This is a genomic window from Streptomyces sp. NPDC016851 (assembly GCF_055562795.1).
The window spans coordinates 48,588-63,034 of record NZ_JBVHEP010000009.1; the positions used below are offsets into that span (position 1 = coordinate 48,588).

Here is a 14,447-nt window from a genome sequence, read left to right on the forward strand (position 1 = left end):
CTCTGTCTGCACTCCCCCAGGAGCACAGGAGCCCGCCACGTGAATCAGCCTGCTGAAACCCAGCCCCAGGTGAGCCTGGCGCAGTCCTCCCCCACCGTCGGCACGTTCCGCGAGCGGGACGGCGCGCTGGAGTGGAGCGGCCGTCAGGAGACCGTACGGATCGAGCCGTGGGGCCCGGACGCGGTCCGGGTGCGGGCCCGGCTCGGCGGCCCGGTGCTCGAAGGGCTCCCGGGCGCCCTCCTCGACGAGGCTCCCACGACCCCGTCCACGGTGAAGATCGAGGAGGGGCGCGGGCAGCTGACCGTCGGCACGCTCACCGTCGAGGTGAGCGCCGAGGGCCTGGTCCGCTTCCTGCGGACGGAGGACTCCGCCGAGCTGCTCGCCGAGGACCGCGCCCACTTCTGGTGGCCCGGCTCCCGCCTCTACACGGCCGTCGGCAACGGCCACCACCGCCTGGAGCAGCGCTTCGCCGCGTACGACGACGAGAAGCTGTACGGCCTCGGGCAGCACCAGCACGGGCGCCTGGACCAGAAGGGCCTGGTCCTCGACCTGGTCCAGCGCAACGCCGAGGTCGGCATCCCGGTGCTGACCTCCAGCCGCGGCTACACCCTGCTGTGGAACAACCCGGCGATCGGCCGCGTGGAGCTCGCGCACAACGGCACGCGGTGGGTCGCCGACTCGGCCCGGCAGATCGACTACTGGATCACGGCGGGCGACCCGGCCGCCGCCCAGCGCCGCTACAGCGCGGTGACCGGCCGGACGCCGATGCTGCCTCAGTGGGCGGCGGGCTTCTGGCAGTGCAAGCTGCGCTACCGCACACAGGACGAACTCATGGCGGTGGCACGGGAGTACAAGCGCCGGGGCCTGCCGATCTCCGCGATCGTGTGCGACTTCTTCCACTGGACGCACCTCGGCGAGTGGAAGTTCGACCCGAAGGAGTGGCCGGACCCGGCCGCGATGGTGCGCGAGCTGGAGGAGCTCGGCATCAAGCTGGTGGTGAGCGTCTGGCCGTCGGTGTCGCCGCTGAGCGAGAACCACCCGGTCATGGAGCAGCGCGGCTGGTTCATCGGCACCCAGTACGGCCCGATGGCGCACGCCGACTGGCCCGACAAGGAGGTCGCCTCCACGGTCCAGGTGGCCTTCTACGACGCCACCAACCCGGAGGCCCGGGAGTTCGTGTGGTCGAAGGTGAAGGAGAACTACCTCGACCCGTACGGCATCACGGCGTTCTGGCTGGACGCCTGCGAGCCGGAGCTGAAGCCGGGTTTCCAGGAGAACCTGCGCTACTGGGCTGGCCCGGGCCTGGAGGTCGGCAACATCTACCCGGCCGAGAACGCCCGCACGTTCTACGAAGGGCTCGTCGCCACCGGCGAGGAGGAGGTCGTCAGCCTCAACCGCTCGGCCTGGGCGGGCAGTCAGCGCTACGGCGCCGCCCTGTGGTCCGGTGACATCGGCACGGACTTCCCGACCCTGCGCCGCCAGATCGCGGCCGGCCTCAACACCGCGCTGTCGGGCATCCCGTGGTGGAACACCGACATCGGCGGCTTCCACGGCGGCGACCCGGACGATCCGGCGTACCGGGAGGTGATGGTCCGCTGGTTCCAGTTCGGCGCGCTGTCCCCGCTGATGCGTCTGCACGGCTTCCGCGACCCGGGCATGCCGCTCGGCCCCGCGATGACCGGCGGCCCGAACGAGGTGTGGTCGTACGGCGAGGAAGCGCTGGCCGTCCTGGAGAAGTACCTGCGGCTGCGCGAGCGCCTGAAGCCGTACGTGCTGCGGGTCATGCGGGAGGCGCACGAGGAGGGCCTGCCGGTGATGCGGCCGCTGTTCCTGGAGTTCCCGGACGACCAGGCCACCTGGTCGGTCGACGACTCCTACCTCTTCGGCCCGGACCTGCTGGTCGCCCCGGTGCTCACCGCCGGCGCCACCGCCCGGACGGCATACCTGCCGGCGGGGGCCACGTGGACGGACGCCTGGACGGGTGAGACGTACGAGGGCGGCCGGTCCGTGACGGTCGACGCCCCGCTGGACCGCATCCCGCTGTTTCTGCGGGACGGGGCGCGGCTGCCCGTAGCGGAGTAGCCGTGTCAGTGGGAGGGGTGACCGGATCGATGGAGGTCTTCCGGCCACCCCTTCCGCCTGTTCGGCCAACTTTCGTCCACCGCAAGCGGGTTCGGGAGGATAGGTTCCCTGCGTGTCCACGTCACCGCTCGCCCTCACGCTGGCGAATCTGCTGCTGCGGCCGGGCTTCGGCTCCCGTCGTGACCCGGACCGGATCTTCGACCGCATCGTGGTGGAGGCCGGTGAGGCGCCGGGGGACCGGGAGTTCGTCGACGGCTTCCGGTCGCTGCTGGGGTGGTGGGCGAAGGCCGAGAACCTCACCCCGGTCGGCTGGCAGTCGGCGCAGGTGCACGTGCGCCGGCACCTCACCAACCGGGCCCGCGTCCGGCGGCTGATCGCCGAGCATCCGGAGATCGAGCGGGAGCCGATCGAGAAGCCGGTGTTCGTCGTGGGGCTGCCGCGCACCGCCACCACGGTCACGCACTCGGTGCTGGCGATCTCGGACGAGCACCGGTGTCCCCTGCTGTGGGAACTGCTCGGGCCCGACCTCGAGTTGCCGCCCCGGCAGCGGCGCAGGGCGATCACGGCCGGGCGCCGGCTGGTGCAGGGCACAGACCTCTTCGCGCCGCGCTTCCGCGACATCCACGCGATGGCCGCCGAGGGCCCCGAGGAGTGCACGTTCGCGCTCCCGCACGCCCTGATGCCGTTCTCCCAGGCCCGTATCCCGGAGTACCTGGACTGGCACTGCGAGCGGGACTTCACCGCCGACTACCGGTACCTCAAGCAGGTCTACCAGGTGCTCCAGTACGGCCGTCCGCAGCGGCGCTGGGTGCTGAAGTCCCCCATGCACCTGGAGAACCTGGACGCGCTGCGCACGGTGTTCCCCGACGCCACGATCGTGTGGTGCCACCGCGACCCGGTCACCGTCGTGGCGTCGTTCTGCTCGCTGATCGAGCACGGCATGGCCGTCAGCACCCGCCCGCTCGACCTGTCCGGCATCGGCGCCACCTGGCTGGGCCTGCTGAGCCGTGCCATGGCGCGCGGCCTCGCGGCCCGGGCCGCGATCCCCGCGGAGCAGTTGGTGGACGCCCCGTACTCCTGGCTCGGCTCGGACCCCGCCACCGGCGCCCCGAAGCTCTACGCGGCTGTCGGTGCCCCCTGGACGGAGGCGGACGCGGCCCGTCTCCCGGCGGCCGTCGCCCGCCCCAAGGGCACCCGCAAGCACACCTACGACCTGTCCCGCTACAGCCTGACCCGCGCCGAGGTCGAGTCGGCGTTCGCGGACTACAACGCGCTGCGGGCCGAGGTCGACCGCGCCTGAACGGCACGGCCGGCCCCGGCCCCCGCGACGGATCAGCTGCTGCTGACCGTCAGGTTGTTGGTGGTGAAGTTCAGCCCGCCGGACGACGAGGTGACCTCGTAGCCGAACTGGACGTCACCGATGGTCTCGTTGCCCATCCAGCGCTTGGTGTCCTTGATCCACTTCAGGATCGGCAGGATGTTCACGGTGCCGGAGCTGGAGTTGGACGTGCGGATGAACGAGAACACCTCGTTGGAGCCGTTGGTGCCCTTGAAGACGTTCCAGGAGTGACCGCCGAGACTGACGCTGCCCTGCGAGGTGCCGATCGGGCCGACGGGGCCGGTCTTGTTGACCCAGAGCATGATCTCGTAGTCGTGGTCCGTGTCCCAGATGTCGTACGACGTGTTGTACGCGCCGGAGGACGGGACGCTCACGTTGTAGCTGCTGGACAGCGAGCCCAGCGAGGTGATCGACTTGTTGATCGCCTTCGTCTGGTTCGGGTAGGACTTGATGCCGCCGGTGTTGGGGTGGTTGGCCCAGACACCCCAGTTGGTGCCGGAGTTGGCCCAGATGCACTGGCTGCCGGCGCCGCCGCCCCAGATGTTGTTGTAGAGCGTGTAGCCGTTCAGGTTGGTCTGGCCCCACTGGTCGCAGGAGTTCCAGACGGCGGCCGAGGCGGGGGCGGAGGCGAGGCCGACGGTGGCGCCGAGCGCCAGGGCGGGAGCCAGCAGGGCCTTGGTGACCCTGTTCAGCGTGCGTGATGCCATGGTGTCCCTTCCATGGGGTGGGGGGATGGGGGGAACTACCACGCCCTCAGGGTGAGGACGTGGTCTTCTCCGGCGACCAGGTGGAGGGATTCTGCGCCGGAGGAAGTCCGCAGTTCGACGCGCTGGGTGCGGCCCGGCCTGATGGCCACGGTGGCGCCGTCAGGCGTCCAGGTGAGGTCGAGCTCCGCCCCGAACCGGGTGCGCACGCCGTGCAGGGCGCCGGCGGCGTACGCCGCCGGCAGCGCGGGCAGCAGCACCAGCCGGTCGGGGGTCGACTGCACGAGCATCTCGATCAGCACGGCGGGCAGGGTGTGCGCGGCGTCGGCGTTGTAGACGTTCCGGTTCGGGTAGTGGGCGCTCATCAGGGACGCGTGGAAGAAGTCGCCGTCCAGGACCTGGCCGAGGGCGTGGGCGACGCGGTCGCCGTCCCTGAGCCGGGCCGCGATGAGCGCGTGGTGCAGGTGGCCGTGCGCGGAGTCGTTCTCGGCGCCGCGCAGTTCCAGGGCGCGGTGCGCGGCGGCCGCCAGCTCGGGGGTGTCGTAGGGGGTGATCTCGTCGAGCGGCCAGACGCCGTAGAGGTGGCTGAGGTGGCGGTGGTCGTAGGAGTCCTCCAGGCCCGGCCAGGCCCATTCGGCCAGGGCTCCGTCGGCGTTGATCCGGTGCGGGGGGAGCCGGTCGGCGAGGGCGCGCCAGCGGTCGGCGTCGGGGCCCGGGTGGTAGGCGGCGGCCGTGCGCAGGGCGTGGCGGGCCGCGGAGAGGTCCATCGCCGCGTTTAGGGTGCCCCAGCTCGCGTTGGCCGGCCTGTTCTCGGGCGAGTAGGACGGGACGACGACCAGCCGACCGTCCTCGTCCGTGCGGGTGAGGAAGTCCTCGTAGAACAGGGCGACTTCGGCGAGCGCGGCGGCGGTGCGCGGATCGCGGGTGCCGTGGGTCTCGTCGTGGTCGACGAGCGGTTTGAGCAGCCAGTCGGCGCCGGCGGTCCACAGGTGCAGCGGGTATTCGCGGCTGAAGTGGTACGAGTGGCCGGACTCGCCGTCGGTGTGGGCGGGGGCGACGGCGCCCCGGGTGCCGAAGACCGCGCGGGCGTTGTCGCGCCAGTCGGGCAGCTGGCGGTGGATGAGGTTCGCGTGGGCCTCGGTGACCTCGGGGAGGGCGGCGGCAGCGGCCGAGGCGGTCTGGAGGTTGAGGTTGGCGTCGTTGGTGAACGCGCCCGACCAGGCCGTGTTCCAGTCGCCGGTCCACAGTCCGGTCAGGCGGGGCGGGAAGAGGCCGCTGGCGGACAGCAGGTGGTAGCGGCCGGCCGCGAACAGGCGCTCCAGCAGGGCGGCACTGCGGGGCCGCTTCAGCAACTCGGAGCCCGGCAGCGCCCGTTCGGCGGGGTCGGCGGCCAGCTCGAGGGTGACACGCTCGTAGGCGGTGCGGTGCAGGGCGGTATGGCGGTCGAGGAGTTCGTCGTACCCGGTGGGCAGGTCCCGCAGGGCACGCCCCTGCGCGACCACGTCCAGTTCGCCGGTGTGCCGGTGCACCCGGGTGAGGAGCAGCACGGACCGGGCTCCCTCGATGTGCACGCCGGGAGGCCTGAGGGTGGTCGTGCCGCCGGTGACGGTGAGCAGGGTGACGCCGGTGCAGGCCAGGTCGCTGTCCGGGTAGCGGGCGCGCAGGCTCAGCAGGGCGCCCTCGTGGGTGAGGACGGCTCCGTGGCCGACGCCCAGTCCGGCGGGGGCGCCGGGCAGCCGGTGGTCCAGGTCGATGTCGAGGGTGAGGCCGGGTCCGGTGACCTGCTGGACGAGCACGTCGTCGGCGCGGGAGACGAAGAGGCGGCTTGTCCAGCCGGTGCAGGCGGCCCGCACGACGCCGGTGGTGAAGTCGACGTCGCGCCGGTAGCCGGGGCAGTCGTCCGGCGGCCGGCGCAGCCGGATCTGGAAGGCGGGGTGGAAGGGCTGCACCCACTGGAGCGGCCTGCCGTCGGTGAAGCTCTCCGCCGCGGTCGTGTCGCCCGCCAGCAGGCGGTCCTGGAGGGCGGGGAGGCCGTCGGCGAGCTGCGGGGGCCGGGGATCCCTGCCGCCCGGCCGGACCAGGGTGTGATGAGTGACGACGACCCGCTCGTCGTTCGGGTCACCGGACACAAGGGCGCCGTGGTGGCCGTTGCCGCTCAGGAAGCCGTCCTCCCAGCGGGCGGCCGGGTGCGGCTCCCACGTGCCGTGGACGGCTGCGGAGTCGGTCATGGCCGCAGCACCGCCGCACCGTAGCGGCCGAGGGTGACCCGGTCGGTGACGTCCGTCTCCGACAGCAGGTCGTAGTGGGTGCCGGGAACGTCGACGGTCACCGGCTCACGGCCGTGGTTGAGCAGGAACAGGATCTCGCCCCGCAGGACGGCCTCGACCTGCTCGGGGAGGCCGTCGAGCACCGGCCGGACGCCCGCGTCGCCCGCGATCCGGGCCAGCAGCTCGCGCAGGGCCTCGGGCTCGGGGAGCGTGGAGACGTACCAGGCCCGGCCCTTGCGCAGGACGGCGGGCATGCCGTCGAGTTCGCCGCCCTTGTAGCGGGTCGTGTGGTCGGGGTCGGCGGGCTCGATCTCCTCGGACCACAGCGTGCCCCGGAAGCCCTCGCACGCGACGGTCTCGTCCGCGTCCAGCGGCCACCACTCGTGCAGGGTGCGGATGCCGAACAGCTCCCGCAGCCGGGCGTCCATGCCGCCGGGGCGCACCCGGTCGTCCTCGTCGGCGACGCCGGTCAGGAAACCGCAGACGAGGGTGCCGCCGCCGCGGACGTAGGCCAGGAGGTTGTCGATCGCCGCGTCGGTGAGCGCGTACAGCTGGGGCACGACGACCACCGAGTACGGCGTCAGATCGTGCCCGGGGTGAGCGAAGTCGCAGGTGAGGTGCGCCTGCCAGAGGGCCCGGTGCCAGGCGCGCAGGACGTCCGGGTACTCCACCCGGCTGGACAGGCGGCCGTCATGAGCGCCCGCCCACCAGGCGTCCCAGTCGTGCAGGACGGCGACGTTCGCGGTGAGGTTCCGGCCGGTCACCTGCGGGGCGATCCTGGCCAGGTCCGCGCCGAGCTGCTTGACCTCCTGGTACGTACGGCCTTCCTCCCCCGCGTGGCTGACCATGCCGGAGTGGAACTTCTCCGCGCCCTGCCGGGACTGCCGCCACTGGAAGAAGCAGACGGCGTCGGCGCCCCGGGCCACGGCCTGGAGGGACCACAGCCGGTTGAGGCCGCGCGGCTTGGGGTGGTTCACGCCCCGCCAGTTGACCGGCCCGGCCGCCTGTTCCATGAGCATCCAGGGCCCGCGTGCCTGGGAGCGGGTCATGTCCTGCACGAGTGCGCCGTTCTGGGCGCCGAGCGGGTCGCGCGGGTCGGGGTAGATGTCGACCGATACGACGTCCTCCTCCGCCGCCCAGCGCCACGCGTCCTGCCCGATCCAGAGCGGCATGAAGTTGCTGGTCACCGGGATGTGCGGGGTGTGGCGCCGGACGATGTCCCGCTCGGCGGTGTAACACTCCAGGAGCATGTCGGAGGTGAAGCGCCGGAAGTCCAGGACCTGGCCGGGGTTGCGCATGTAGTGCGGCAGGCGGGGCGGCAGGATGCCGTCCCAGGTGTCGTAGCCCTGGCTCCAGAAGGCGGTGCCCCAGGCCTCGTTGAGGGCGCCGAGCGTGCCGTACTTCTCGCGCAGCCAGCGGCGGAAGGCGGCCGCCGCCTCGTCGCCGTGGTCGAAGGTGCAGTACTCGTTGTTGATGTGCCACATCGTCAGGGCAGGGTGGCCGCCGTAGCGGGCCGCCAGGTCCTCGGTGATGGCGGCGGCGTAGCGCCGGTAGGTGGCGCTGGAGTGCGAGAAGTGCTGCCGGCCGCCCCACCACTCGGTGCGGCCGTCCTCGGTGACGGGCAGGGTGTCGGGGTGCAGCCGGCCCATCCAGGGCGGGGGCGAGGAGGTGGGGGTGGCGAGGACGACCCCGATGCCGTTCTCGTGCATCAGGTCCATCAGCGTGTCCAGCCAGCCGAACTCCCGTGCCCCCGGCTCCGGTTCGAGCTTCGACCAGGAGAACACCCCGAGGGTGACGGAGTTGACGCCGGCGTCCTTCATCAGCCGGACGTCCTCGTGCCAGGTCTCCTGCGGCCACTGCTCGGGGTTGTAGTCGCCGCCGAACAGGAGACGGCCTCGGGTCGCGTCGCTCAGGCCGGGCATCAGGCGGGGTCCCCGTACTGCACGCCGCGCCCGTTGGTGGCGATGTAGACCCGGCCGTAGACGCGCGGATCCCCGGCGATGGTGGCGCCGATCCAGCCCCACTGGTGCTGGTCGTCGTTGACCCGGGTCCAGCTCTTCGCCTCGTCGTCGGAGCGGTACACGGCGGTGATGCTCTCGGTGGAGCCGACCATGTAGAGCGCCGGGTAGGAGGCGCCCTCGGCGGCCTTGCCGAAGCCCAGGGTGTACGACGCCCAGCAGCTGCCCACCTTGGTGAAGGTCGCGCCGCCGTCGGTGGAGCGGTACAGCCCGTTCCACTTCAGGCTCAGCCACAGGTCGCCGGAGCGGCCCGGCGCCACGGCCAGCTGGAACTCGGTGTCGCCCGAGTTCAGGCCGGTGGCCCGCGCGGTGAAGGTCCGGCCGCTGTCGGTGCTGGCGAACAGGGTGCCGGCGGTGGTGTCGAAGGCGTAGAAGCGGGTCGGGTCGACGGGGTCCGCCACCGGGGCGGCTCCCTTCGGGAAGGATGCGATCTCCGACCACGATTCGCCGTTGTCCGCCGAGCGGAAGCCCGGGTTGCTCGTGCCGAAGGACCACAGCAGCACGCTGCCGTCGGCGTTGGTGGTGATCGGTCCCGGCGCGGACTTGGCCATGGACGGCTGGGACTCGAAGGGCGTCCAGGTCTTTCCGCCGTCGTTCGACCAGGCGCCGTTGCCGTGGTCTCCCCACCCGGCCCGCACGACGTACGTCGGCCTGGCCGCGGCCAGCGCCAGCCCCGTCGACGTGCCGAACACCGGGTTCGACGCCATGCCGCGCGAGGGGGACGCCGTGAGCCGCTCGTGGTACATCACGCCGATGTCCCCGGACCCGCTGATCAGGTGCGCCTCCCCCGCCGGAGGGGAGATCAGCTGGCGGATGGACGCCTCTTCCAGACCGCGGATCTCCGGGGCCCAGTGCTTGAGGTCGCGGGTGCCGTAGAGGGTCGCGCCGGTGCCGAAGACGATGTGCTCGGAGTCGAACGGGTCGAGGCCGACGGCCTGGATCCACCAGCCGAACTTGGGCTGGTCGGCGCCCCACTTGAGGTAGGGGGTCTCGGAGACGTCGAGGACGGCCTTGTCCTTCAGGGACGTCCAGGTGCGGCCGCCGTCGGTGGTCCGGTACAGGGTGTCGACCAGCGACCAGCGGTTGTTGGTGGAGACGACGACGGTTCCGGGGCGACGGGCGTCGACGGCACAGCCGCCGTAGCCGAAGGAGTCGGTCCCGCCGTCGCTCGTCGCCCCGCCGGGCTTGACGGGCGTGACCTCGATCCACTTCCCGGTGGTGGTACGCAGCTTGTGCACGCTGCCGTCCGACTGGCCGTTGGGCCCGGGCGCGTTGGCGTACGTCACGTACAGCTCGCGCGTGTGCCGGTCATACGCGGCCCGGACCGGGACCTTGGCGGCGGTGCCCTCGGGCTGCCCGGGGACGGCCTCCCAGGCGGTGCCGTCGGCGGTTCGGTAGAGGTTCGCGGAGGTGCCGTCGGAGTCGCCCCAGCCGGCGTAGACGCTGCGGCCCGCGGCGACGAGGAGGGTGATGCCCTGGCCGGTGGCGCTCGGCGCGGCCGGGAAGCTCACGGCCTTCCAGGTGGCGCCCCGGTCGGTCGACCTGAGCAGCCCGTCGTGCCGGGTGCCGAGCCACAGGGTGTCGCAGTCGCGCGGGTCGACGAGCAGCCGCTCCCCGCAGCCACGCCCGTCCTCGTTGGCCCCGAGCTTCACACCGAGGTCGGTGCGCTTCCAGGTCGCGCCGCGGTCCTCGGAGCGCAGCACGGCCCCGTTGCCGGCCCAGGACTGCGCGTACGTGCCGAGGGCGAGGTACAGCCGGTTCGGATGGGCCGGGTCGACGGCCATGGCCTCCACACCGAGCAGGTTCCAGTCGTCCCAGCCGATGTGGTCGGTCAGCGGGATCCACCGCTCCCTCCGGTCGTCCCAGCGGTAGGCGCCGCCGATGTCGGTCCGGGCGTAGGCGAGGCCGCGGACGGCGGGGTGGAACAGGACACCGGTGACGAATCCGGTGCCGCCCTGGACGACGTTGCGCCAGCGGTAGGCACCACCTGCGGCGGGGACGGCGGCCTGGGCATGCCCCTGGAGGACTGGGAGAGCGGCGACCGCGGCGGTTCCGGCGAGCACAGCGCGTCTGCTGAGGTGGAACGTGCTCATGACATACCTCGGTTCTTGCGAACGGGGAGTTGGGGGACTGTCTTGGGGGCGCGGGGCCCTGCTCGACATGCGGCTCCGCCGCGTGGGCGCGAACAACCACAACGCAGCCGCGGAGAACAAACGACCGAAAGTCCTACGGCGAGGACTCACACAAAGGGCGTCAGCCCTTTACCGCCCCCGTGAGCATGCCCTTCTTGAAGTGCTTCTGGACGAAGGGCGACAGCACGGCGACCGGCAGCAGGGCCATCACCATGACCGCCATCTGAATGGCCAGCCCCGACAGCTGCCCGGTCTTGATGGCCTGGCCCAGACCGACCGGTGCCTCCTGCCGCTGCACGAGCTGGATCATGACGTTCTGCAACGGCATCATGTCCTGCTGGTTCAGATAGATCGACGCGTTGAACCAGGCGCTCCAGTACCCGACGGCGTAGAACAGCGTGATCACCGCGAGAACCGCCCGCGACAGCGGCATGACGATCTGCCACAGGATCCGGAACTCCCCGGCGCCGTCGATGCGCGCGCTGTCGATGAGTTCCTGAGAGATCCCCATGAAGAAGCCGCGCAGCACCAGGATGTTGAAGACGCTGATCGCGCTCGGCAGGATCAGCGCGAGGTAGGTGTCCGTCAGGCCGAGGGACTGCACCAGCAGGTAGGTGGGGATGAGGCCGGCGCTGAAGAACATGGTCGCCAGCAACGTCATCAGGATCCAGCGGTGGCCGAGGGACTCGCTGCGGGACAGGCCGTAGGCGCACAGGACGGACACCGTCATGGAGAACGCCGTGCCGACCAGGGTGACGAGGATGCTGATGACCGTGGCACGGGTGACCTGGCCGCCGCTGAGCAGCTCCTGGTAGGCGATGAAGGTGATGCCCTTGGGCACCATCACCAGGCCGCCCGCCTCGTCGATGGTCTTCCGCGAGGACAGGCTGGTGACGACCACGATCCACAGCGGGAAGATCACCGCGAGGCAGGCGAACGACAGGGCGATGGCCTTGCCCGCGAGGCCGGCCTTCGAGGGCTGCTCCTCCCACGCCGGGCGGGGCGGAGCCTGCCACCAGCGGGGGGCCTTCTGCTGCGGGGCCGGCTCGGTGTCCTGGCGCGGCTCCCACATCACGGACGTCATTTCTTGTACACCCCCTGCTCGCCCATCAGGTGGGCCACCTTGTTCGCGGCGAGGACCAGTCCGATGCTGACCACGCCCTTGACGAGCCCTGCGGCGGCCGCGTAGCCGAAGTCCTGGTTGCGGACGCCGTTCCACCACACGAAGGTGTCGAGGACCTCCCCCGCGCCCGGTCCGACGCCGTCGCGTTGCAGCAGGATCTGTTCGAACCCGACGGTCAGGGCGTCGCCGACGCGCAGCACGAGCAGCAGCGCGATCACCGGGCGCAGGGCGGGAAGCGTGACGTGCCACATGCGGCGCCAGCGTCCGGCGCCGTCCATCGCGGCGGCCTCGTAGTGGTCCTGCGGGACCGAGGCCAGCGCGGCGAGGAAGACGATGATCCCCCACCCGGCGTCCTTCCACACGCTCTGCGCGGTGATCAGGAAGGCGAAGGTGTCCGCGTTGGTCATGATGTTGAGGCCGTCGTAGCCGTTCTGCCTGAGCAGCTGGGAGAGCATGCCCGCGCCGCCGAACATCTGCTGGAAGACGGCGATGACCAGCACCCACGAGAAGAAGTGCGGCAGATAGAGAACGGCCTGCGCGACCGCCCGCACCCGGGGCCGGACCACGCTGTTGATGAGCAGCGCGAGCAGGACCGGGATCGGGAAGAACAGCACGAGCTGGACGAAGAACAGCACCAGCGTGTTCTCGACGGCGTTCCAGAAGGCGGAGTCCTCGAAGATCCGCTGGAAGTTCTCCAGGCCCACGAACGGGCTGTTCAGGATGGAGATGATGCCGTTGTCGCTGATGTAGGGGTCGTAGTCCTGGAAGGCGACGACGTTGCCGAGGATCGGCAGGTAGTTGAAGACCATGACCAGCACGACGGCCGGCAGCGTCATGAGGATCAGGGCACGGTCGCGTCTGAACCTGAGCCTCAGGCTCAGCTTGCCCGAGCCTGTCTCCTCCCGGCCGCCGGTGGCGTCGCCGGACGCCACCGGGGTCTTCACCGGCGTGCTGGCCTCGGCGCTGCTCCGAGGCACCGTGCTGTGGGACACGGCTGTTCTCCTTGCCTCAGAGCCTGGTCAGCTCGCCGCCGAGCCGCTCTCGTCGAGAAGCTTCTTGTACCAGTCGCGCAGCTTGTCGCCGCCCTTGCTCTTCCAGTCGGCGACGGCCTGCTGCATGTCGCTGATCTTCTTGTGCCCGCGGATGATGTCGTCCTCGAGCTGCTCGAAGTTGTTGGCGAGGTTGGTGTAGCGGGACGGCTCGGTGATCTGCAGGCCCCAGAAGGACGACTTCTTGGTGAAGCCCCCCATCCGCTGCTCCCACTCGACCATGGCCTTGGTGTAGTCCGGCATGTCGGGGTGGGCGGTGGTCGCGGCGGGGCTCGCCACCATGACGAAGGCGTTGAGAACCTCGTTGTTGCCCTTGTCGTTCTTGACGGGGACGCCGTCCTTGATCGTGTAGTGGGTGCCCTCGACGCCGTAGTTGGTCATCATCCACTCCTTGGTGCCGTACGGCGCCGCGGTGACGTTGGCGACCGCCAGTGCGTCGCGGATGACGGCCTCCGAGGCCTTCTTGCTGACGAAGGCGAAGATGCCGGCCGGGTTCTGCGCGTACAGCGTCGGGTCGCCGCCGTCGTGGTTCCAGATGTCCATGCCCCAGATTTTGAAGTCGGGGTTCTGGGTGGCCTGGGAGGCCTGCTGGCCGTACCAGTTGACGATGTTGTTGTTCCAGATCAGGAACTCGCCGGCGGCGAACTTGGGAGCGGGGTCGGTCGCCTGGCTCTTGCCCAGTTTGAAGTCGGGGTGGACGACACCGGCGGCGAACAGCTTGCGCGTCCACTCGATGGCTTCCAGGTACTCCGGGGTCTCGATGCGGTTGATCAGCTTGCCGTCGACCAGGTTCCACCAGAGCGGCTTCTCCCCGCCCCCGAGCGCACCGAACGTGTTGAACGCGGTCCACTTCATGTCACCGCAGGCCCATCGCTTGGCCCTGGGGCTGGTGATCTCCTTGCACAGGGCCATGAACTCATCGGCGGTCCGCGGGACTTCGTAGCCCTCCTTGTCGAAGATGTCCTGGCGGTAGAGGGGCACGATGGTCGGGACGGAAGGGGCGGGCTGCGGCAGGCCCATCAGCTTGCCGCCGAAGATGGAGCGCTGCCAGGCGTCACTGGGGATCGCCGCGAGGTTCGGGTACTCCTTGACCTTGTCCCCGGACAGGTACGGGCCGAGGTCGGCGAACTTGCTGATGATGGCGCTGGGTATCTTGCCCATCATGTTCCAGCTGGGGACGACGACCACGTCCGGGACATCGCTGGAGGCGAGGACCGCGCCGAGCTTCTGGTCGTAGGTGTTGCCGTCCTGGTTCCGCCACTGGACGTCGACGCCGATCAGGTCGTTCATCGACGTGTAGTAGGGGTTGTTCCCCTTCGGCGGCGAGCCCCAGAACGGCGACATGACGGTGACCTTGCCGCCCTTGCCGAGCTTCTTCGCGACGGAGGTCTTGAGGGTGTCGACGTCGAGCTTGGTGGTGAAGCCCATCGACGAGCCGTTCCGGGCCGGGATGTCCGGCTTCACCACGTTGCTGGCCACGAAGGCCGGCAGGATCTTCTTGGCGTCCTTGCCCGACGTGGTGCCGTCCCGCGATCCACTGTCCGACCCGCCGCACGCGGCGAGCAGCGGCATCCCACCGGCCACCGCTGCGGTGGCGACCGCGGTGGAGGCGAGGAAACTTCTCCGGCTCGGTCCGGAGGAGGCGGAGGCGGCGTTCGGCGTCATTGCGTCAACCCTTCATGGCGCACCAGGACACCCGGCGGTGGGCCGTCGGCTGCGGTGTCTCGAGTGGA

The 14,447-nt window shown here is 70.6% G+C and carries 9 protein-coding genes; 2 read left to right on the forward strand and 7 right to left on the reverse strand.

Going from position 1 to position 14,447, the window contains the following annotated elements; genetic code table 11:
• Positions 1-39 precede the first annotated feature (39 nt).
• Together ACZ3I3_RS16245 and ACZ3I3_RS16250 are read left to right on the forward strand one after the other, a co-directional pair.
• On the forward strand, positions 40-2,082 hold the full coding sequence (locus tag ACZ3I3_RS16245; RefSeq protein ID WP_467365577.1) for a glycoside hydrolase family 31 protein: 2,043 nt from the start codon (positions 40-42) through the stop codon (positions 2,080-2,082).
• Between the two features lie 112 nt (positions 2,083-2,194).
• Complete coding sequence (locus ACZ3I3_RS16250; protein ID WP_467365579.1) at positions 2,195-3,382, forward strand: sulfotransferase family protein; 1,188 nt, start codon at positions 2,195-2,197, stop codon at positions 3,380-3,382.
• 32 nt (positions 3,383-3,414) lie between these two features.
• Here the strand turns inward: ACZ3I3_RS16250 and ACZ3I3_RS16255 are convergent, their stop codons facing one another.
• From ACZ3I3_RS16255 to ACZ3I3_RS16285, 7 genes are all read right to left on the reverse strand, one after another.
• The gene (locus ACZ3I3_RS16255; protein ID WP_467365581.1) at positions 3,415-4,128 is read right to left on the reverse strand and encodes a glycoside hydrolase family 12 protein; all 714 of its coding nucleotides are present in this window, start codon (positions 4,126-4,128) and stop codon (positions 3,415-3,417) included.
• Between the two features lie 35 nt (positions 4,129-4,163).
• A complete protein-coding gene (locus ACZ3I3_RS16260) occupies positions 4,164-6,353 on the reverse strand; it encodes a glycosyl hydrolase family 95 catalytic domain-containing protein (protein WP_467365583.1) in 2,190 nt (729 codons plus the stop codon).
• On the reverse strand, positions 6,350-8,314 hold the full coding sequence (locus ACZ3I3_RS16265) for a beta-galactosidase (protein ID WP_467365585.1): 1,965 nt from the start codon (positions 8,312-8,314) through the stop codon (positions 6,350-6,352). Before ACZ3I3_RS16265 ends, ACZ3I3_RS16260 begins: the two co-directional genes overlap by 4 nt.
• The gene (locus tag ACZ3I3_RS16270; RefSeq protein WP_467365587.1) at positions 8,314-10,503 is read right to left on the reverse strand and encodes a WD40/YVTN/BNR-like repeat-containing protein; all 2,190 of its coding nucleotides are present in this window, start codon (positions 10,501-10,503) and stop codon (positions 8,314-8,316) included. Before ACZ3I3_RS16270 ends, ACZ3I3_RS16265 begins: the two co-directional genes overlap by 1 nt.
• Positions 10,504-10,663: 160 nt before the next feature.
• Positions 10,664-11,626 (reverse strand): carbohydrate ABC transporter permease, encoded by a 963-nt coding sequence (locus ACZ3I3_RS16275; protein WP_467365589.1) that lies wholly within the window; start codon positions 11,624-11,626, stop codon positions 10,664-10,666.
• The gene (locus ACZ3I3_RS16280) at positions 11,623-12,657 is read right to left on the reverse strand and encodes an ABC transporter permease (protein WP_467365591.1); all 1,035 of its coding nucleotides are present in this window, start codon (positions 12,655-12,657) and stop codon (positions 11,623-11,625) included. Before ACZ3I3_RS16280 ends, ACZ3I3_RS16275 begins: the two co-directional genes overlap by 4 nt.
• 27 nt (positions 12,658-12,684) lie before the next feature.
• Positions 12,685-14,379, reverse strand: a complete 1,695-nt coding sequence (locus tag ACZ3I3_RS16285; protein WP_467365593.1) for an extracellular solute-binding protein — start codon at positions 14,377-14,379, stop codon at positions 12,685-12,687.
• Positions 14,380-14,447: the final 68 nt, after the last annotated feature.

What these genes read in the sequence shown, in the direction of transcription:
- ACZ3I3_RS16255 (WP_467365581.1), bottom strand. Translation starts at nt 4,128, where the DNA reads ATGGCATCACGCACGCTGAACAGGGTCACCAAGGCCCTGCTGGCTCCC.
- ACZ3I3_RS16260 (WP_467365583.1), bottom strand. Translation starts at nt 6,353, where the DNA reads ATGACCGACTCCGCAGCCGTCCACGGCACGTGGGAGCCGCACCCGGCC.
- ACZ3I3_RS16265 (WP_467365585.1), bottom strand. Translation starts at nt 8,314, where the DNA reads ATGCCCGGCCTGAGCGACGCGACCCGAGGCCGTCTCCTGTTCGGCGGC.
- ACZ3I3_RS16270 (WP_467365587.1), bottom strand. Translation starts at nt 10,503, where the DNA reads ATGAGCACGTTCCACCTCAGCAGACGCGCTGTGCTCGCCGGAACCGCC.
- ACZ3I3_RS16275 (WP_467365589.1), bottom strand. Translation starts at nt 11,626, where the DNA reads ATGACGTCCGTGATGTGGGAGCCGCGCCAGGACACCGAGCCGGCCCCG.
- ACZ3I3_RS16285 (WP_467365593.1), bottom strand. Translation starts at nt 14,379, where the DNA reads ATGACGCCGAACGCCGCCTCCGCCTCCTCCGGACCGAGCCGGAGAAGT.